Below are 21,081 nucleotides of genomic sequence, written 5' to 3' on the forward strand. Positions count from 1 at the left end.
TCGGCCACCGTCCTCTCTATTCTTGAACCCGCAGGCTTGCCGTCTCGCCTCTTGTCGAGTCCGGACCGACCATGATGCGGAATTCGCCTGGTTCCACGACCGGCTTCAAGTCCATTCCGATCAATTCCAGCTGCTCACGGCCGATGGTGAATGACACCGTCCTGGTTTCACCGGCCCCAAGCCGGATTTTCCTGAAGCCCTTGAGCGCCTTCTCCGGACGCGTAACGGAAGCTGCCAGATCGGAAATGTACAGCTGCACGACCTCCGCACCTTCCCGGTCCCCGGCATTCGTGACATCAATGCGGACGGTCGTTTCGCCGTCAACCGGAATGACTGCCGGCTCTACGGTCAGATTGCTGTATTCGAAGCGGGTATAGCTCAGCCCGTACCCAAACGGATATCTTGGCTCAAGATCGGTCTCCAGGTAACGTTTGCCGCGCGTCCGCTTGGCATTATAATTGACCGGCAGCTGGCCGACTTCCTTCGGAATGGACACCGTCAGCCGCCCGGACGGATTCACATCCCCGAACAGAATATCGGCAATCGCATGGCCGCCCTCCTGTCCCGGGTACCAGGCCTCTACGATGGCATGCGCATGCTCGTCAATCCACGGCTCTGTAATCGGCCGGCCGTTGATGTACACTACGACCACCGGCTTGCCTAGCTTGTGGATCTCCTGTACGAGTTCCAGCTGCACGCCCATCAGCTGCAGGGTAGCGCGGTCAATACCTTCCCCGCATTCCATATCGCTCCAGGAATGCTCGGTAACGACCGAGGCTCCGGTCCGTAAGTCAATCGTGCCTTCGCCAAAGTCTCTGGCGCTCGAGCCGCCGATGGCCATCACCACCACATCGGCCTGGGAAGCACACTCCAGCGCGTAGGCAAAGCCTTCGCGGGAATCGCCTTTGATCCGGCAGCCCGGCGCATACAGGACGCGGTGATCCGCATCGTCTCCAAACCGACTGCGAATGCCCTCCAGCACGGTGACGATTTGTCCTGGTGCTTGCGGAGACGTGTAATCGCCGAGCTGATTGTACGGCGTATTCGCATTCGGGCCAATGACCGCGATTTTGCCCATGTCCGCGCGGAGCGGAAGGGTTGCGCCTTCATTTTTAAGCAGGATCACCCCTTCAGCTGCCACCTGACGGGCAAGATCAGCATGTGCCTGGCTGCCAATGATCTGTTCGGCGCGCTCTGGATCCGTGTATGGACGGTCAAACAGCCCGAGGCGGAATTTCATTTCAAGCACTCGGCCTGCCGCCAGATCCAGCTCTTCTTCAGTTACAAGCCCCGCTTCCAGCGCCTTTAACAGATAAGTGCGGAACATCGTTCCGGACATCTCCATGTCGATTCCCGCTTTAAGCGCTTGGGCTGCGGCCTCTTCCCCGGTTGCCGCGGTATTGTGACCGCTAACCAGCATGTTAATAGCTCCGCAGTCGGTAATGATGAATCCGTCGAAGCCCCATTGCTCACGCAGCACGTCATGGAGCAAATATTTGTTATTCGTGCACGGGACGCCGTCAATCTCGTTATAGGCAGGCATGACCGACATTGCGCCGGCCTCCACCGCTTTCTTGAACGGATGCAGGTCCACCTCATGCAATTCTCGCAGGCCCATATGGACAGGTGCGCCGTTGCGTCCGCCTTCCGAAGCGCCATAAGCTACAAAATGCTTCAGCGTAGCGAGAAGGCTGTCCTCCCCGTCAAGGCGCTCGCCTTGCAGGCCTTGAATCGAGGCGACTGCGAATTCGGCCACCAGATGAGGATCCTCGCCGAACGTCTCCTCCGTCCGGCCCCAGCGCGGATCGCGCACAACGTCCAGCACCGGCGAATAAGTCGCCGCCCCGCCCTGGCTCCGGGTTTCGGCTGCAACAGCGCGGCACATCTCGCGGTACAGCTCGGTGTTCCATGTGCTGCCGATTGTCAGCGGCACCGGGAACACCGTTGCCCCGATCGCCATATGCCCGTGAGAGCATTCTTCGCCGAACAGAATCGGAATGCCGAGCCTGGAGTTTTCAAGGACATAACGCTGAATCGTGTTGATGGCCTCGGCTCCTTCTTTCGGAGACAGACCGTTCTCCAGCGTCACCTCCGTCCACGGATCGGCCCGCAACGTGCCGTACAGGGAGCCGATTCCGCCTTGAGCGATCTGCGCCTTGAATTCATCGGTAACTTCAATCGTGTTGTCTTCATTTTTCGTATACGTCTTCCAGCCGAAAGGCTGCACCAGCTGACCGATCTTCTCTTCAGCGGTCATGCGCTTGAGCAGGTCCTCCGTGCGCTGTTTGGGTGAGAGTGAGGCGTTTTTGTAATCCATGGCATACCCTTCCTTTTCACTTATTTTCAATGAAATCATGTCAGCAAGCTTGTTGCAGGCATTGCGCATCGGGTCACTCATTCTGGAGCTTGCAGGATGAAGCTGGAATGATGTTATTTTCGTTATGTTAAATATAATAACGTTATTACGAACTAGTCTACTTTCTTTTAAATCCATCGTCAATGCACAATTTTGGCTGCCCCGCGCAACATCGCAAGCGGCCATTATGCACACAAAAACATCCCGATCATTCCAGGGATTGGAATGATCGGGATGTCGCTCCCACTTAGGTATTCTAATGGATTGCCGGACAAAGCGTTCACCTGTCTGAATGACAAGCACGTCCCCTTATGATCCACAGGTGTGCTCAGGTCTGTCGGTCTTGCATTTTGTTATGTTGTTAGGATGCCCTCAGCACAGCAGCTCAATAGATTGTGCGCCCCTGCTGATCCGGTATGCCGGATTTGCGGTAAAAATACGTGTTGATCACATCCCGCCATTCCTTCGCATGCTCGAGCTGATGCTCAAGCCGGCTCATCACCCCGGCGTAACGTTCGTGATCCATCTGTCCTTCCAGCTTGCTCCAGCGCGATATCAGCTCCTGCACCTTCTCCACGCCTTCAAAATGGGAATCGTAAATATGCTGAATCACCGTTTGGCCGGAACGAAGCACATGCGTATACGGCACATGGTGGAAAAATAACAGCAGTTCATCCGGGCAGGCATCCAGCGACTCGTACAGATCCGCATTCTCTGGAAAGTATTGGGCGGTATAGCCGGTTCCGTCTTTTACCGTCCGGTTTACCCCAATTCCGTGACAGTCGGCATAATGATACGTGCCCCATACCGAATACTCATACCCGTCCACATTCGGCCCATAATGATGCCCGGGATTCACCATCCATCCAACACCGAGCGGCGACGTGTAGCTCTCATAGATTCGCCAGGATTCAGCCAGCATCGCTCCGAGCTCACGGTGGATGTCTGCACTTGCCCCGAAGGTCAGATGGATCCATTCCGATGTGATCTCCTCCTCGGTCAGATCCGGATTCCAGGTCAGGCGTCCATAGCCATACAGATTGGCCTGTGCCAGCGTGTGACCGGTCCAATTATCATCGCTGCCCACATTCACAACTGCGGTGATGCCGCTGTAAGCGTATCGATACAGCTCCCCGGATACCGCACGTTTGACGGTTGCACCTTCGCCTGCGGCATACGTATCAAAGTCGAGAATCTCCTTCCATTGCGGAACCAGGTAACACAGATGCTTCTGCTGCCCGGTATATTCCTGCGTGATCTGGAACTCCAGCATCTGATTGGTCTTGGGCATCGCCCCAAGCAGCGGAGATACCGCCTCGCGCACCTGGAAGTCCATCGGACCGTTTTTAATTTGCAAAATGACATTCTCCATAAATTGCCCGTCAAGCGGCTTGAAGTGATCGTAAGCTGCCCGTGCCCGGTCGGTCTTCCGATCCCGCCAGTCCTGCAGGCAGTTGTATACGAAGCATCTCCAGATGACGACACCTCCGTACGGCCGGAGCGCCTCGCCCAGCATGTTCGCCCCTTCCGCATGCGTCCGATTGTACGTAAACGGCCCCGGACGATGCTCCGAATCCGCCTTCACGACAAATCCGCCAAAATCCGGAATATAGCTGTAAATGTCACTCGCCCTCTCCTTCCACCATGCCCGCACGCGATCGTCCAGCGGATCGGCTGTATCCAGGTCCCCGATGGTGATCGGACTGGCATAATTGATGCTCAGATAGGTCGTAATCCCATAGCTGCGAAAGATATCCGCCACCCGTGCCACATCAGGCAGAAATTCCGGTGTAATCAGCATCGTCTCCGTGCGGTGCACATTGACGTTGTTAATGGAAACGCTATTGATCCCGATCGAGGCAAGCATTCTTGCATAATCCCGTATTCTGCTGTCATCCCGGACAAAGCGGCCCTCTTCGAAAAATATCGAGTTTCCCGCATATCCCCGCTCAATCGAGCCGTCCATATTGTCCCAATGATTCAGCATCCGCAGCCGGTTACGCGGCTGCTCCAGGACATGCAGTGCGGCCGGGTCCGCCCCGCTCTGGAGCAGGCGCAGCAGATGAAACACCCCGTACAGCACGCCTCTATCCGTCCGCCCCACGACATAGAGCTGCACTGCCCCATCCTGCTGTACAGCATGAATGCCGTAGCCTTCATCGTTCAGGCCCTGAATCTGTCCGGCTTGCGACCATGCCTCCGGCAGCGCCTCGTCCAGTACAGCGAGTCTGACGAAGCTTCCGGACACTGACGCCGGATCGCGGCAGATATTCGGCTCTGCACCCCTCATCTCCTTGATTCCGTATACTAGCTCCTGCAATGCTGAATCCATCACTGCAGACGAATGCTGCACCACGATGCTGGACAACAGCTCCATTCCGGTCCGTAGAGCTTGATGCGAGTATCTCAGCCAGCACCGGTCTGCTGTTGAATAAGGAAGTCTAACCCCTTGACTCATCATCCTCAATCCCCTCTCCTGCTGTGAAAGTTAAACCCGAGCTCACGCGAGTGGAGCGCGAACCATCGCACACGCTGCCCTAGGTCGTTCAATCCACAACTTAACTGCGCTCGCGCTTGCCTTAAATAAAATAATGAGGAAACTTCTCCTTCAATATATCCTGGTCAAATACCACGAGCCGCAAGTGATTCTCCATAATCCTCATCGCCTGGTCCTTCTCCTGATTCACAATCAATCTGTACAGCTCCTTATGCTGCTGGATGATATCCTCCCAATTGGAATCCTTCGCAAGCCGAAGCAGCCGCAGACGGTTGAAGTGAATGTTCAGCTGCTGCAGCATCTTCCAGGTGCGTTCTTTGCCAGTAGCATCAAACAGGATTTGGTGGAACTCCTCGTCCAGCTCAAACAGCTTGTTGAAGTTTTTTTGGGTGGAACACACATCCTGCATATAGATGTTCGTCTCCATCCGAAAGCGAAAATCCTCGCCAAAAGAATCGCAAGCCAGCGCCACGATTTCCTTCTCAATCTTCTCGCGAATGAACCGACCTTCCTCCACATGCGCCAGATTGATTCGCGACACAACGGTCCCGCTCTGCGGAATGATATCCAGCAGCTCTTCCTCGGCCAGCTTCATGAAAGCTTCGCGAACCGGCGTCCGGCTAACATTCAACTGCTCCGCAATTTCCTTCTCGGATATTTTCGTTCCCGGCTCCAGCTTCAGCTGAAGGATCTGCTCCTTCAGCACATGATATGAGTAGGCCCGGGTTGAGCCTTTAATTAATTGTTCTGTCGACATACAGTACCTCTTCTTTCGAAAATCTATTTTCTTCTCTCTCTATGATTATGACCACCTTCACTATATAGTTGACCTTAAATAATTTCAATCAAAGGTCTCATCGCGATAAAATGCACCGGCAGCTCTGGAAAGGCATCCCGAATTAGCGCCGCCGTCCTTCGCATCCCCGGTTCTTCACTTGCGCAATGCCCGAGCAGCAGCAGTGCCCGTTCCTTCCCCTGGTCCAGGGCATCACGAATATACTCGGGCGTCTCCCATTCCGGCCCTTCCCCGGTGATGACCAGATCAACTTGATTCTGTTCATACAGCGGAATGGTCTGATCGCTCCCGCCCCTGTAGCCGACAGAAACAGCAATTGTGCTGCATCGCATCGGTCTGCGGCCGACAAGCCGCACATAAGGGAGATTCAGTTTCTGCTTGACCTCTTCCCCGATAGCTTGAACGGTCAGCGGCTCCGGGAGCCGAACGATGGCAGCATAGGGGGAGTATCGTACCGAATAGTGATCCCACTGCACAGCTTGAAGCAATGCCTGCGTGATCAGATCCGGGTTGTAGCGATGCGGGATGTCATGAAATCGGAAGATAGCTATTTCCCCGCCGCTGATCAGCTCCAGCTTCATGTCGCGAACACTGTTATACCCGCTTTCCTCCTCTATCGGTTCTGCATGCCGATGGCTGTAGAACGGTCCCTCGTGCGACAGTATTAAATTGGCCCCGGCATTCCGGGCTTCACGTATCGCGCCATAAGAAGCCATGAAGGTGACCGCGACGCCGTGGACAACCATATCCGAATGGCCGAACAGAAGCCGGTCTACTTCCAATTGACTTATATCCGCTGGTTCCGTCAGCCTGCGGATGATATGTGCTACCGTATAGTTCAATGGACACCGCCCCTTTACATATACTCGCCCTGAGTAAAGCAGGCTGCCGTTTCTAGTGCTACACGGCAACCTATTAATCACTGGTTGTCCTTGCTCTCCTTGTACGCTTTATATTTTTGGTTTGCAAGCTCTACATAGGTGTCCATGCCCTGATTCCTCAGCTCCTCCACAAATTATCGAACTCGGACAAGCTGCGCTTGCCCAGTATAAATTTGAATGTATTCTGATCCGTATAGTCTTTCAGCGGCGTGCTGAGCAGCGTCGCCCGCTTACGCTCTTCCACAGAGTATGGAATCGGCGGATCCGGAGGAAGCACGGTCTTTGTCTTTTTTATATCTTCCTGGAATCGAATCTCTTCTTCCGTGAACATGGAATGCAGCAGCTCCGTTGTGCCGCCATAAGCAAATACGCCGCCGGAGAAGCCGTATTCAATGCGAAGATCCTTGGTGCCCGTAGGATTCAGTCCGTTATAGTTAATGTCATCGAGCAGCTTGCGAACCCCGTTCGCCTTGGTATAGGTTTCACCTTCCACGCCCCATTTGGCGAAATCTTGACCTTCGTCACTGTAATAGAACCTGTCGATGAATTGCAGGATGGCTTTGAAATGCTCGCCGTCCTTCACCTTGGACTCGTTTCTGCAATACTAGTATAACTAGTATGGTAGTTTCGTTGAATTTATTGTAATTGACATGTTCCATGATTTCAATATGTTTTTTGTTTTGTTCTCATTTTTTAACAATTGCGCCGTTGAAGTCGATGCTCCCTCCAATACAAAAAAACAAGCATCTCCACAGAAAAACCGTGAATCAGCTTGCTTACAAAGGTGAGATACCGGCAGATAAGGCAGGCCCGACTCCCTGACGTCCAAAAGATATCCGCGACAACAAGCAGGAAGCTCGGCAATAACAGCGCCGAGCTTCCTGACACTTACTGAAAATATCCCTGTTCCACTTCCATCAAGGCTTGGCGCGCCCGCTCTATCCACACATCCTCAAGCGACGCATCTGGATCGAGCGGGGCCTGAAACTGGTCAAAGAGCGCCCCAATCAAACGGGGGGCCGCATGTTTGTCCGTGCCTGTGTTATACACATGCTTAAATACATACGGTCGGCCCAGCCTTACGGTTGCCCTGCAGCCGCCGCATTCGCCATCGAGCGCCCCCCGAATCACATGAAACGGAATCCGAAGCCAGACCATTCGCTCCGAGTCCAGGCGTTTATCCAAATAACCGTGCTTATAATCCCAATTCCCCGCCAGTGTAAAATCAAATTGACACAGGTAACTGTCGATGCTCAAAAATAAATCCTCGACATTTTCAAGCCTGGATTCCAGGTTGTACATACGATCGCCCATCCTATTTTTTTATATTTTAGATTCAGGATAGGCGCGAATCTGTCGAATTATACTCCGGTTACACCTTGCAGATCATCAGCTTGTTTCCGTCCGGATCCTTCACCACAAACCAATGGTCATGCTCAATCTCGCTCACCAGCTCCGCACCCAGCTGTTTCATATAAGCAAATGCAGCCGGAAGATCGCGGGTCATGAGCATGAAAGCCGGCGTATCGATCACCGGCGCGCCTTCCGGCCGGTCGCCTCCCCATTTCGGCATCGTGTCCAGAATCAAGCCCGTGCCTTCCATCGGAAGCGGGCATAAATGACCGTTCATAATCGCACAATCTTCCACGTTCAATCCGAGCACCCGACAATACCACGCCCGGGACCGCTCAATGTCGCGTACCGGAATGAAGATATTTCCGACTTTGTTTTGGATCGGTGACGCTTGCTGTTTCGCCTGCAACACTTCGTTTGGTTCATCCATCGCTTTCCCTCCATGAATCAGCTTCAACATTTTAGGAGCCGTAAACGGTCGGTATCCTTCCGGCAATCGGTTGTTATAAGACATCCTTGCATGTCCCCCTTCTAACTTCTCGTCCTAATCGGCACGCAGCATTTAACTTGAATCGAGCCTGACCGCATCCCTCGGTCCAGACCCCCGCCTTCGTCGGCGCCATACTCGGCAAACCATGTTCGTTCCGAATCAAGCTCAAAGCCTGCCGCTGACGCGAGCCAGTCATGTAAATCGCTCAGCACGCCGGTCATTGAACCGTACGCGGCCGTAGTCACACAAGCATAACTGCCGCCTGCAAGCGTGCTGATGGAGGACCGTTCTTCCCGGGGAATCCGGTATCCTTCCGGCAAAGCAATGCCGACCTCATAGACGCTGGCATGGCCTTCTACTGCCGACAGCCCTTCCTCAGACCTCATGTACACCCGCAGGTCTGGCCGACCTATCAGTCCGCTCCTCTTCAGCCAGGCCGTAGAAGTCTCTTCAACGTGGTCCATGCAGCCGTCCCCCTGTCCCTGAAAGGACATGATCGTCAGCGGCGGGCGCTGCTCAATAGCAATAGACCGGGCTGATAGGCTCCTCTTCACGGATAGATACAGCTTCATGCGAACGATACGATCACCGTCCAGCTCATATTCCTCCATAAATCCGCTAGCTCCAGGCTCAAACACGCTGCGTGGAAGCCATTGTGAGTACAGCCGGTTCCAGGCATGGAGGATGCCCGCATCATCACTGGCGTCCGTAATCTGCACGGTGGCATATTGCCCGCCTTTCACCTCCACCCGCTCAAGCCCGGAACCGCCTGGCTCCAGGTTGCCCGATTCGGACTTAGCCCTAACAGCAACCAGCTGGTAGCCATAAGCGTCCTCATCCCGGTCAAGATCGACATTCCATCCGAATACCCTCAGCCCCCGTTCATCCCATCCATGCTCTGCCAGACGTTTGCGGAAACAGGCAAGCGCCTCCCTTTCCAGTCCGATCGCTTGCTTACCGGCATACAATAATCCCCATCCGCTCAACGACTCGGCCTGCAGCAGCTTGACTTCCGGGCCAACACCTGCCGATCTGCAGGTAGTATGTAAGGTAGCTTCAACAGGAAGACCTATTCGCCCAAAGTTATAATAGAGCCCGGAATTCCGATAAGCCCCCGGTGTGAGCCCCGTGTATCGCTTGAAGCTGTTATGAAATGCCCGGTAGCTGTCAAATCCGCAGCGATATCCGATATCCGCCACCGGCATGGACGTATCCCGCAAAGCAGCGGCAGCCTCGCTCGTTCTCCTTTTGCGGATATATTCCTTGATGGGGTGACCGGTCAACGCATAGAAGAGCCGGTATAAATGCGGCAGCGAAATCGCGGCCGAACCTGCAATTTCTTCCAGCTCCAAATGTTCCTGCAGGTTGTCCTCAATGAAATCAATCGCCTGTTGAACAATGGCAGCATTCTCCATGCCCTCATCCCCCTTACACAGATGATGAGACTGCTATGCATCCTTGATACTTGACCTCATTGTAACAAACTCCGCGGGGAAAAGACTGTATTTTTTTATCAAAAACGCGCCTTCTTACGATAATGAGGCACCCAGGCCATCACATCATCAGGCTTGGCTTGCTTCCGCCTCAAAAGGCTCAATATGAATATGCGCATGGGATATTTGATGCCGATCCAGCAGCCGCTCCTCGATTACCTCGGTAATTGCATGGCTTTCCACCACGTTCAAATGATGCTGCACCTGAATCGTCACATCGACAAGGACATGACTTCCGAGCACTCTCGCTTTGATGTCTTTAACGCCTTTGACACCCGGGCTGGTCATGATGGTATCCTTGATGCCCGCAAGCTCGTTCTCGTCAAAACCGTCGGTAAGCGCGTGCGATGCGTCTTTGAAAATCCCCCATGCCGTTTTGCATATGATCAGGCCCACAATGACTGCCGCCAACGGATCCAGCCACACCCAGCCCACAATGGCACCGATGATGCCGGCAAAGGCCCCGATGCTGACCAAGGCGTCGGAACGGTTGTCCGCAGCGGCGGCCATAAGCGCCTTGCTGTTAATACGGCGAGCCAGACGCGAATTGTAACGGTATACGAGCAGCATGACCGCTGCCGAGAATATGGCGGTCCATGCCGAAATCATATCCGGCGACTCCGTGCCGGACGCAAACAGTTTGGAAACGGCTTGATACAGCACTTGAATTCCGACCACGGCCATAATAAACGATGCGATCAGCGCGGCTACCGTCTCGGCTCTGAAATGCCCGTACCGGTGATCGCGATCCGGCGGCTTGCGTGATATTTTCAACCCTACCAGCACGGCGATTGACGCAACAATATCCGTCGCGTTGTTATACCCGTCAGCCAGCAGCGCCTCCGAACCGGCGGTTGCGCCAACCACCAGCTTGATAGCTGATAGAGCGATATAGGCAATGATACTAAGCCAGGCCCCTTTTTCCCCCTGTTTAATATCCTGATAGATTTCCACGTTTTCTGCCTCCCTCTTAGAACAGCTTCTATGATACAAAACCAAATGCTGGTGGGTCTACAGAAACAGTTTTGCAATAGACTGTAATAGTAGAGTGAAGTGAATACAGTGTTGTCCGGTAAAATATGTTGCCTGAAGCAACATATGTTGAAGAGAGCTATATTTCTCTTCCGCCACCAGCTGTAGAGGGGCTTGTTGCTAGCAAAAAAACGAGTGGCAAAAAGGAGCTCACTCCTCTTTACCACTCGCCGATGGAAACATAACATCCCTATTGTACGCATCACGGTCATTCAGGTAAACATGGATCACGACCTTCAGCCCTGCACACAGGTCTCGAACAGGTCCCAAACGAGTTAGTCCAGTTCAATCCATACCGCAGATTTATCATCGGATATTTTGAAGCGCGGATATTCAATGCACTCCGGATCACTGTTCTCCAGATTCACGAGCCACTGGGCATAATCCGTCAAGCCTGACGTCTTCATTTGCCGGAACAGAGCTTCCTCCGGGGACTGCAACTCTTCCATTAGCCCCTCCGGGTAGTATAACCCGTCGGTATGAAGCAGCAGCTCTTCCAGCCGGATGCGATTGATTTTGCCATATTCAATGAACAGCTCCGCATCGGAACGTCCGTTAAGAACGGAGTAGCCCTGGGGGGTGTTCATCTTCTCTTTATTTTTCAAAATCCGGGGCTTGACCATTTCCCACAGCTTGTCTTTCGACCGGACGCCCGATCCGATCGCTTCCTTCCATATCTGCTTGGACTCCGAGTCAATATGTGCCACATGGTCCTTCGTTACCATCCGGACAGCCCCGTCCGTATAAGCTCCCATAATCATGCAGTCTCCGGACTGCACGTATTCAACATAGTGATCGGTTATCCGCACCACGGCAAGGCCGGCTGTCCACAGCTGATCTTTCTCATCGAGAGGAATGCCGTTTGACTGCATTTCAAGCCCGAGCATCCGGTTCGCTTCCCGCGTCAACTGTTCCAGATCCCGGGTATCATCCGCCGGAACCTGTTCGAAAAATCGCTTCAACAGCTCCGATGCAAGCCGCCCGCCGGTCTCCCCCTTCGGCCCACGAAAAGGGACGAGCGAGGTAGCTCCGTCAATAACACCGTAGATGCGCTGAACATCATTCTGAATGACCGCATCCTCATTCCAGACTCCGCTGCCCTGTATCGACAAGCTTTGCACACGCATCTTGACCACTCCTCCATTCGGCACTTTCGCACCGCATCTTATTCTCTATAGTTTCTTTCTGATCAAACCCGATTATGGAAGTAGAGGCAGCAATTCTGCTGTCATCCGATCCACATCAGGATGGCTTTCGATTTCCAATTGGGTAAGGGAATCTGCAATGAGCCTCCACCTTCTGTAATCATCCTCCGATGGCTGAATACTCAGGAAGGATTCGCTCAGCCTCAGCAGCATATCCGCGTCAGCCTCCTTCATATTCCGCTTTAGTGAAGCCAGCGTGTCCTCCCGCACCGGGATATACCCGGTGTTAGCGATTAGACTTTCTTGTACATCCTTCGATTGAAGGTACCGCACCAGCTCGTTGGCCCAGGGCGTGCCTTCTCCTCCCTGGAGGACAACAAAAGCACTGTAGTGAGGCGCGATGCCCTGCACTGTGATTCCCGGTACCGGAAGCGCTCCGTATTTGAACTTTCCGGCAATATAGCGATCCAGCCAATTCATTTTCTGTGAATCAGTAATGAGAAACAAGATTTGCCCGTCCATAAATTCACTTAATGCAAGCCTATGCTCCAGCGGGAACATAACCCCGTAATCAAATACGAGCGCATGCCACGTGGTTAGAAGCTCCTGCAGGTGTGTCTGTCCGTCCACGTCCCTTGGTAAGCCCCACAGGTTCATAAACACCAGTGACAAGCTGTCATCCACGGCCAGGGTCTGATTCCATTTGATAGATGCTTTCCGGTCCTTCAGACCCTGAATCCACGACGACAGCACCTCTGCCATATGGTTCAGATCATGGTACTCGACATCTGTCGGATAACCCGCATTCTGCAGCTTGTCCTGATGATAGAGCAGAAGCGGCACTGAGGCTCCGACAGGAGCGGCCCACAGCGCATGGTTATAGGTGAACGCGGTTCTAGCGGCAGCCGTTAACTCCGGTGCATGCCCGTCTGGTTCGATCGGCTGCAGGGCTCCCGTATCGATCCATTCCTTCAATCCATAAGCGTTGCTAATCTCCGCTGCGTCCGGGGCGCGGCCTGCAGAAATCGCTGCTGACAGCTCGGATGCCAATGCATCATAGGACTGAAAGCTTCGAATGCTCACTTCAACATCAGGATTCTCCTGCTGATATGACCGAAGCAGGCCTTCCCATTCGTTGCTGTATATCCAGACCTCCATCCGCACCACTTCCCGGATTCTCTGTTCCGGAGGACTTCCAAGCCGCTGGAAATAGGTTGAATAGACGACCAAGCTGACCACAACGATGAGCAGAATGACAATCCAGACAACGCTGTTCCTACTTGGTCCCCATCTCTCCCACATGGCGCTCACCATCCTTCTCCCATACTTTTTCTACATTATAAAAGGCAGCGACAACGAATGGGAACCATGAATTGCTGGGGAATATCGCTATAAGGACAGCCCCCTGCTGCCCGACAGCTTGTTGGCGATCAACAGGGACACAAGCGTGGTCAGCGTCAGAATGGAAGCCAGCGCGGCGCCAGTGCCGTAGTTGGACGTGAAGACCTCGCTGTATATCGTAACCGAAATCGTGGCAGTGGCACCGTAATACAGAACCAGCGTGGAACTGAGCTCGTTGATCGTTGTAATCCAGCTGAGAATCGCACCGGACATGACGCCGGGAGCCATCAGGCGTCCAGTCGTCTTGAAGAAGGTCTTCATCGGCGGTACACCGAGACTGACGGAGGCCTCCTCCACACTTCGGTCAAGCTGGTGCAGCACAGCTGTACTGGACCGGATCGTATATGGAATTTTGCGGACCACATAGGCGATAACTAGAATGACCCATGTGCCTGTCAGCACGATCGGCGGCTTGTTAAAGGCGATAATCAAACTGATGCCCAGCACCGTTCCCGGCATGATGTACGGAATCATCACGATCCCGTCGATAAACGCGGTCAGCTTGTTTTTGCGCCGTACGAGCAAATAAGCAATCAGCATGCCGGCGATGACCATGATGATGATCGACAATACCGAGTAGGAGTACGTGTTCAGAATCGCCTTCGGCACCCGGAAGAAAATTTCCTTGTAGCTGTCCAGACTGAATCCGCGGTGGAATACCGGTCCGCTTTTCGCCAGAAACGACGTAACAAGCACTGTCAACTGCGGCAGAATGGATATGGAGGCCGGAATAAAGACAAGCACCGTCAACAGCACTTTGGGCATCGGCTTAAGCTTCTTCACAACCGGCGTTCGCATCCCGGTCATGGAATAATTTTTCCGGGAAACAAAGTAACGCTGGGAGAACAGAATGATGGTCGAGAAAAAGATCATGATGACGCTCAGTGTACTGGCCATCGCAGGATTGCCTCCCATCTCGCTGACAAACTGTTCATAAGCGAGAATCGGCAATACCTTATAGCCTTGCCCAAGCAGCATCGGTGTTCCGAAATCCGCGAACGAGGCCATGAACACCATGAGCGCTCCCGCAGACAACGTTGGAAAGATCAGTGGCAGCGTCACGGTGCGCAGCCGCCTCCAGGCCGTCATACCGAGACTCTCCGAGGCTTCCTCAAGCGAGGTGTCGATCGTTTTCAGCGCCCCGGACACATAAAGGAAGATGTGCGGGTAGAATTGCAGCGCGAACACGATCACAATGCCGTGCCAGCCATAAATCGAAGGAATCTGAATGCCCAGCTCCCGAATGAACTTCGTAATGAACCCGTTGTTGCCCATCAGCAAAATCCAGGAGTACGCGCCGATAAACGGCGGGGACAGCAAGGACATAATGACCATCAAACGCATCAAGCCCTTGAATTTAATGTCATACCGGGTTGCAATATAGGCCAGCGGCGTGCCGATCAGAATCGCCAGCACGGTCGCGAGGCTGGATACAAGGAAGCTGTTCAGCAGCGCCTGGTGATAGTACTTTACTTTGAAGAAGTTGAGATAATTCTGAAGTGTGAACCCGCCGTCTTTACTGACAAAGCTGTTGAAAAACAAAGACACGAGCGGATACACGATAAAAGCCAGCATAAAAATATACACACAGAAGGTGACAAACGTCCAGAAATCCCATCTTGTAAGCAGCAGCCGCTGCTTTACGGTAGGCGCCCCCGCCGGATTAGGCCTCGCCAGCATGGTAAATCACCTCCTGGCCGGTGCTGTCATACATCACCGTGCGCTCCAGCTGGATATCCAGGAACAGCGATTGTTTCTCCCGGAACAGATGCTGCGATTTGCCGGGATAATCGTGTACATCCATGACGGAGCCGTCGGGCAGTGTGATCAGATAGCTGACTTTGTCTCCCAAAAAACTGACTGATTTCACCGTCCCCTGTACCGTGTGGTTCGAGGCCGGTTCGCCGCTCAAATGCACCTGCTCCGGACGGATCGCAAAAACGACCTTGCCTTCATACGGCTTGTGAAGGGACAGCTTGCGCGTCGTTCCCAGCAGCTGTATGATCCCAGCATGCTCGCTGCTATCCGGATCTTTCTCGCAGCTGCCTTCCACAAAATTCGAGGTGCCGATAAAATTGGCCACAAACCGATTATGCGGATACTGGTAAATTTGCTGTGGCGTGGCAATTTGCTGAATGACGCCTTCATTCAGGACAGCGATCCGGTCGGATACCGCCAGCGCCTCCTCCTGATCATGCGTCACATAAATCGTCGTAATATTGAGCTCCTTCTGCAGCTGGCGAATGTCAGTGCGCATCTTCACCCTCAGCTTCGCGTCCAGATTCGAGAGCGGCTCGTCCATCAGCAGCAGAGCCGGACGGATGACAATGGCACGCGCCAGTGCAATCCGCTGCTGCTGCCCGCCGCTCATATTGCTGGGAATTCGGTCGCGCAGATGAGACAGCTCCACCATCTCCAGCGCCTCCATTACCTTTGTCTCAATCTCTTTCTTGCCCATTTTGCGAGCCCGAAGACCATACGCTACATTATCGAACACACTCAGATGCGGGAAGATGGCATAATTCTGGAACACCATCCCGATATTGCGCTCGTGAGTCGGAACATCGTTAATGACCCGATCACCGAAATAAATATCCCCCTCTTCGTTCCGGTAAAACCCTGCGATGGTTCGAAGCAGCGTCGTTTTCCCGCATCCGCTCGGTCCCAGGAGTGTAAAGAACTCCCCTTCTTCTATTGAAAAATGCGCATCATTTACCGCCTTGTTCTCACCAAAATACTTGGTTACATGATTGAAAACTACTGAACTCATAGATGCCTCCATATCCGGGAGAACGGCTGGTTATCGAAACACCAGCCGCCCTCCCATTTCATTATTCAATGCCCATCATGATGTTGGTGAATCGTTCAATAATCGCTTCTTTATTGTCTGAAGCCCACTCGAAATCGTACTCAACCAATTCAATATCAACGGTTTGCGGCAAACCTTCGACCGGGTTGACATCATCGCGCACCGAGCGGCGCTTGAACTCGCTTTGCACCAGCTCCTGCACATCCTTGCCTACGAGAAAGTCCATGAACTGCTTGGCTTCCTCCAAGTTTTTCGTGCCTTTAATAATCGCCGCGCCGTCCGGTACAGCCGAAGTACCTTCACTTGGATAAATGATGCCAATTTGAGCTCCGCCTTCCATATACCGCAGCGCAGCATCCTCCAGCGTGATGCCGAGAGCAAACTCACCATCCGGAACTGCGCGCTGCACAAGGCTTGAGCCGGACAGGATTTTTCCGTCCATATTGTCGACCAGTTGTTTCACATATTCCCATCCCTGCTCGTCATCCTTGCCAAATGCCGTCAGCATCGTAACGAGCTGAGTATAAGACGAACCGGATTTGGCAGGATCGGCGAAGGCAATCTGTCCTTTCCATTTCGGATCAAGCAGATCCTCCCAGGACTGAGGCACTTCATCTTCAGGCACCAATTCCTTGTTATACGTAATGACCATTGGAAGGGCGTTAAATGGCGTCCAGTTGTTGGCAGGGTCCAGATAACCCGGGAAAATGCTGCTTTTCTCCGAAGTAGAATAAGGCTCGAAATATTCGGCGAAAGAAGCTAGAGAATCGGCCCCGCCAGCCCAGAATATATCGCCAAGCGGATTGTTCGCCTCGGCCTCTACACGCTTCAACAGTTCTCCGGTGCCACCGGAGATCAGATCTACTGAAATGCCGGTCCGGTCTTGGAACTCCTTAATAATCGGATTGTTAATTTCGGCAGCATTCGGTGAATAAATGGTCAGCTTGCCGGATGATTTAGATTCGGCGTCTGTGCCTCCACTTCCCGCGCTACCGCTTGAAGAACCACAAGCCGTAAGAATACCTGACAACAAAATCACACAAACGAGCGCTGTTAACCATCTTTTTCTCATTTTTAAACCCTCCTTATAATCTGTGTCACTTTCCCTTCCACATTTCCTACTATAACGGGCATCCCGGTGCCTCTCAACGAGACAAAATTTCATAAATGTTTAAATTTTTGCTTTGTTCGACATCTTGTTTAGACAAAAAAGAGGCTTTTGCAATCAAAGCCTCCTTCATCGTCGTTTATATTCATCATCAGGTTTACATCATCGGTTATTTTTCCGTTTTCTTATGATACTCAGACGGCGTTTCTCCCGTATATTTCCGAAAGATTTGACTAAAATAGCGGGAATCCTGGTAACCCACGGCCTGGGACACCTCATACACACGCACATGTTCATCTTCCAGCAAACGCTTGGCTTGCTCCATCCGAAGCCGGGTTACGTACTCCACGAAACTAACCCCTGTCCTTTTGCGGAACAAACGGCTGAAATGCGCCTCGCTCATATGAAACATCGCAGCAAGCCCCTGCAGGCTGATATCCTCGTGATAATGATTATGAATATACAGCTCTACCTGCCGGAAGCCTTCCGCCAGATGTATCGCGTGATGATCCATATGTTCGAGCTCGCCGTAGACAGATACGACAGGCCTGTCCTGCTTCTCATGGCCCGCGATCTGTTTAATCGCCTGCAGCGCCTCCTTGTACGCCTGCCCGAGCTGTTCAAGCGTTTCATGCACTGCACTCACCCCAAAACATACATCTCCGCCTCTAATCCCAGGCAGGCCAGCCTGCAGCAGACCGACAGCCTCATCGGTTCCAGACAACAGCCAGGCGGCATGCCCTTCATTCATCCGCAGCATATGCCCCCCGATGGCGTATCTGCACATCTGTGACCTCAGCTGCAGCCATAGTCCGTCCACCACGGATTTCGCATCGGTAGACAGCCCAACCTTGGCCACCACCACCCTGACTGGCATGGTACGACCTTTCGGAAATAACCATCCGGTCAATTTTCGAACCGAATCGCCCTCTTGATCGCCTAACAAATGATCATAAAGCAGCTTCTGAACGATCAGCGGTTCCCCATCCTTCTTCCAGCTTAACAGCTGTTCCATCGCGATCGAGCGCTGCCTTTGGCTCGAAATTTCCTTGCACACTTTCTGAATCGCCTGCATGAGCGCATCAGGATCGGTAGGTTTGAGCACAAAATCACTGGCATTCAACTTGATCGCCTGCTGTGCATAAGCAAAATCATCAAAGCCGGTCAGAAAAATAATCTTCAACTCGGGATACAGCGCCTTCGCGGCCGAAGCCATTCCGAGCCCGTCAATGCCCGGCATACGAATATCTGATATGAGAATGTCCGGCTCATGCTGCCGTATCGCCTGCAGCGCTAGTTCTCCATCTGCTGCCTCGCCAACCAGCTCGCATCCGAGGCTTTCCCAATCAATCGTCTGTTTAAGTCCCTCTCGAATCATCCACTCATCATCAGCTATAAGAACTTTGAACATCGCCTAGTCCCTCCCGTCTATCACTAATCACCGGTATGGACAGACATACCCGTGTGCCCTTATCCGGAACGCTGTCAATGCGTAAGCTATAGGCATAACCGAAATGCAGCTGCAGCCGGCGCATCAGATTGTGAAGTCCGATCCCTGTGCTGCTTCCGCTTCCGTTCAGGGGAGCGTACGTCCCCTGCTGAATCCGGTGCAGCTCGTCAGGAGCGATGCCGGTGCCGTTATCCTCGACCACAAACTGCACCCGCTCTCCTATTCGCTGGCCGGTAATGAGGAGATGCCCCTGTCCGGGCTTGGTCTCCAGCCCGTGTATGATGGCATTCTCCACCAGAGGCTGAATGAGCAGTTTCGGCATGCACAGATCAAGAATCGTTTCGTCCAGTTCCAGTTGAATCGTGATTTTGTCCCGATAGCGGATTTCTTGAATCGTTAAATAGTTGCGGATCTGCTCGATATCCTCACGAATCGGGATCACCGTGTTTCCCCTCCGAATGCTGAACCGAAGCAGACTGCCAAGCGATACCGCAATTTTACTGATCGTCTCGATTTTATGAATACGCGCCATCCAATTGATTGAATCCAGCGCGTTATACAGGAAATGAGGAGTAAACTGGGCCTGGATCGCTTTCATCTCCGCCTCCTGAACCTTCTCCTGCTTTTCATACACCTCATGGATGAGCCGCTTGATTCGTTCTAGCATCTGGTTGAAGCTGCCTCCGAGATGGCCAACCTCGTCCCGATAACGAGAATCAAAGCTCACCTCCAGGTCGCCCTTCTCTACCTGCTTCATCAGCCGGCGTAGCTTTCGGAGCGGACGTGTAATATAGTCGGATAACAAATAGGCAGCACAGTAAGAGAGCATGACTCCGGATATGATGATAAAGGTCGTAAAATTACGGATTTTCGAGCTTTCCCCTGTCAGTGCCGTGACCGGCACGACATTTATCATTTTGAAGCCGTACAGATCGGAGGAGTCGTAGATGACCATATGCTCCGTTTGATTTTCCTCGATTCGAAAAAAGCCCTTCTTCTCCTGCAAAACAGCATCCAAGTACGGCTTCTCAAGACGGGTGCCAACCTCGAGCTTAGAATGACGGCTGGATATGATATATCCTTTATCATCAAGCAGATACACCTCGCCTCCGTCGTAGCGGTAAGCCTTATCGTATTTATCGGCAAATGCGGATTCCATAATATCGACGACAAAATAGCCGAGCGGCTGGCCGGTCTCAATCTGCTTGAGCAGTCTGCCCGAGCTGAGCACTGCGCCGTAATCCTCATATTTTTTGAGCGAATAATGGGTATCCCACACAACATCGCCGCCAGCCAGCCTCGCCTTTCGGAACAGCCCCCAATCCGGATTGTATCGAAGGTAGGAGCTCGGGATAAAATTCCCGGTAAAATAGCGGTCCCCGTTCTCTCCCAGCACATAAAGCTGAATGTCCCACGATTTGAAGCCCAGAAAGCTGTTTAAAATCGCCGCTACCGTCTGCTGGTCGCGGTACTTCTCTTCAGCGCTCCGCGATGCGGGCTTGGACAAAATATCTTGAATTTCCTTATTGCTGTACAGATACATGGACAGTTGTTCAATATCTTCTACAAAATAATTGAGACTATGATTGATTTGCGATAAATTCTCAAGAATGATCTCGTTCGCTTTGGTCTGGATTTCACTGGAGGCTTTCTGGTAGGAGAATATACCAAGAACGGCGAGGGGAGTAACGGCAATTAGAAGAAAGAGCAGCATCAGCTTGGTTTTTAATCCCATAGCATGCAATCGATCCATCCAGTATCTCATTTGGTTCACCTGTTCTTTTGTGTAGTAATTTACATTAATATATCACAAATTGTCGAACAGACCAATGAAAATGTCGTATTGATGTCACGTTTCATGTCATTGGAATTATCGATTGATTAACATGTCTCAAAATTTAATTTTTTTAGCCTGCTGTCTCCGTACCCCCGCCACCCTCTTTGCATCATTATCCCTTTCATTCAGGTACCATCGCTCATTATCCTTTTCGTTCAGTGGCCATTCGTTCATTATCCCTTTCGTTCAGGGGCCATTCGTTCATTCAGTTCATCATCCCTTTCATTCAGGGAGTGGAAATTAAGAGCTCCAGAAAAAGGAGATGAGAGGAAGCGGAGACGGTGGGGAAGAAACAAAACTTAAAACGGAGACCTGAATTGGAGGCTTAAATCGGAGGCTTAAAAAATTGGCGAATTTCTACCCGACCGGACCTGCGCAGAGCTTGCAACGCTCCCTCCCTGAGCTAACGGGATAACTATGCAAGACTCACACT

The 21,081-nt window shown here is 52.5% G+C and carries 16 protein-coding genes; all 16 read right to left on the reverse strand.

Annotated elements, in window-relative coordinates:
* Positions 1-16: 16 nt before the first annotated feature.
* A complete protein-coding gene (locus CHH67_RS11295; RefSeq protein ID WP_095265300.1) occupies positions 17-2,317 on the reverse strand; it encodes a glycoside hydrolase family 3 N-terminal domain-containing protein in 2,301 nt (766 codons plus the stop codon).
* Positions 2,318-2,741: 424 nt separating this feature from the next.
* Positions 2,742-4,814 carry an alpha-glucuronidase family glycosyl hydrolase gene (locus CHH67_RS11300; protein WP_095265301.1) on the reverse strand — a complete coding sequence of 691 codons (2,073 nt, stop codon included), beginning with the start codon at positions 4,812-4,814 and terminating at the stop codon, positions 2,742-2,744.
* A 121-nt stretch (positions 4,815-4,935) separates the two neighbouring features.
* Positions 4,936-5,610: a GntR family transcriptional regulator gene (locus CHH67_RS11305; protein ID WP_095265288.1), complete on the reverse strand. Its 675-nt coding sequence runs from the start codon at positions 5,608-5,610 to the stop codon at positions 4,936-4,938.
* A 74-nt stretch (positions 5,611-5,684) separates the two neighbouring features.
* Positions 5,685-6,491 (reverse strand): Nif3-like dinuclear metal center hexameric protein, encoded by an 807-nt coding sequence (locus CHH67_RS11310; RefSeq protein ID WP_095265289.1) that lies wholly within the window; start codon positions 6,489-6,491, stop codon positions 5,685-5,687.
* A gap of 157 nt (positions 6,492-6,648) precedes the next feature.
* Positions 6,649-7,113 (reverse strand): type 2 periplasmic-binding domain-containing protein, encoded by a 465-nt coding sequence (locus tag CHH67_RS11315; RefSeq protein ID WP_244908161.1) that lies wholly within the window; start codon positions 7,111-7,113, stop codon positions 6,649-6,651.
* 305 nt (positions 7,114-7,418) lie between these two features.
* A complete protein-coding gene (locus tag CHH67_RS11320; protein WP_095265290.1) occupies positions 7,419-7,832 on the reverse strand; it encodes a YugN family protein in 414 nt (137 codons plus the stop codon).
* Positions 7,833-7,902: 70 nt separating this feature from the next.
* Positions 7,903-8,397, reverse strand: coding sequence for a VOC family protein (locus CHH67_RS11325; protein WP_230875770.1), 495 nt, complete (start codon positions 8,395-8,397; stop codon positions 7,903-7,905).
* 17 nt (positions 8,398-8,414) lie between these two features.
* Positions 8,415-9,788 (reverse strand): AraC family transcriptional regulator, encoded by a 1,374-nt coding sequence (locus CHH67_RS11330; protein ID WP_095265291.1) that lies wholly within the window; start codon positions 9,786-9,788, stop codon positions 8,415-8,417.
* A 147-nt stretch (positions 9,789-9,935) separates the two neighbouring features.
* A complete protein-coding gene (locus CHH67_RS11335; protein WP_095265292.1) occupies positions 9,936-10,820 on the reverse strand; it encodes a cation diffusion facilitator family transporter in 885 nt (294 codons plus the stop codon).
* Between the two features lie 353 nt (positions 10,821-11,173).
* Positions 11,174-12,025, reverse strand: coding sequence for a protein phosphatase 2C domain-containing protein (locus CHH67_RS11340; protein WP_095265293.1), 852 nt, complete (start codon positions 12,023-12,025; stop codon positions 11,174-11,176).
* Positions 12,026-12,097: 72 nt separating this feature from the next.
* The gene (locus tag CHH67_RS11345) at positions 12,098-13,345 is read right to left on the reverse strand and encodes an extracellular solute-binding protein (protein WP_179292102.1); all 1,248 of its coding nucleotides are present in this window, start codon (positions 13,343-13,345) and stop codon (positions 12,098-12,100) included.
* A gap of 87 nt (positions 13,346-13,432) precedes the next feature.
* Positions 13,433-15,124 carry an ABC transporter permease gene (locus CHH67_RS11350; protein WP_095265295.1) on the reverse strand — a complete coding sequence of 564 codons (1,692 nt, stop codon included), beginning with the start codon at positions 15,122-15,124 and terminating at the stop codon, positions 13,433-13,435.
* Complete coding sequence (locus CHH67_RS11355; RefSeq protein ID WP_095265296.1) at positions 15,108-16,214, reverse strand: ABC transporter ATP-binding protein; 1,107 nt, start codon at positions 16,212-16,214, stop codon at positions 15,108-15,110. Before CHH67_RS11355 ends, CHH67_RS11350 begins: the two co-directional genes overlap by 17 nt.
* 61 nt (positions 16,215-16,275) lie before the next feature.
* Positions 16,276-17,325 (reverse strand): ABC transporter substrate-binding protein, encoded by a 1,050-nt coding sequence (locus tag CHH67_RS11360; RefSeq protein WP_095265297.1) that lies wholly within the window; start codon positions 17,323-17,325, stop codon positions 16,276-16,278.
* 205 nt (positions 17,326-17,530) lie between these two features.
* Positions 17,531-18,772 (reverse strand): response regulator transcription factor, encoded by a 1,242-nt coding sequence (locus tag CHH67_RS11365; RefSeq protein WP_095265298.1) that lies wholly within the window; start codon positions 18,770-18,772, stop codon positions 17,531-17,533.
* Positions 18,750-20,564, reverse strand: a complete 1,815-nt coding sequence (locus CHH67_RS11370) for a cache domain-containing sensor histidine kinase (protein ID WP_244908162.1) — start codon at positions 20,562-20,564, stop codon at positions 18,750-18,752. The genes CHH67_RS11365 and CHH67_RS11370 overlap by 23 nt, the downstream gene beginning before the upstream one ends.
* Positions 20,565-21,081: the final 517 nt, after the last annotated feature.

The sequence above is a fragment of the Paenibacillus campinasensis genome, from assembly GCF_002272015.1.
Taxonomy (GTDB): domain Bacteria; phylum Bacillota; class Bacilli; order Paenibacillales; family Paenibacillaceae; genus Paenibacillus_AQ; species Paenibacillus_AQ campinasensis.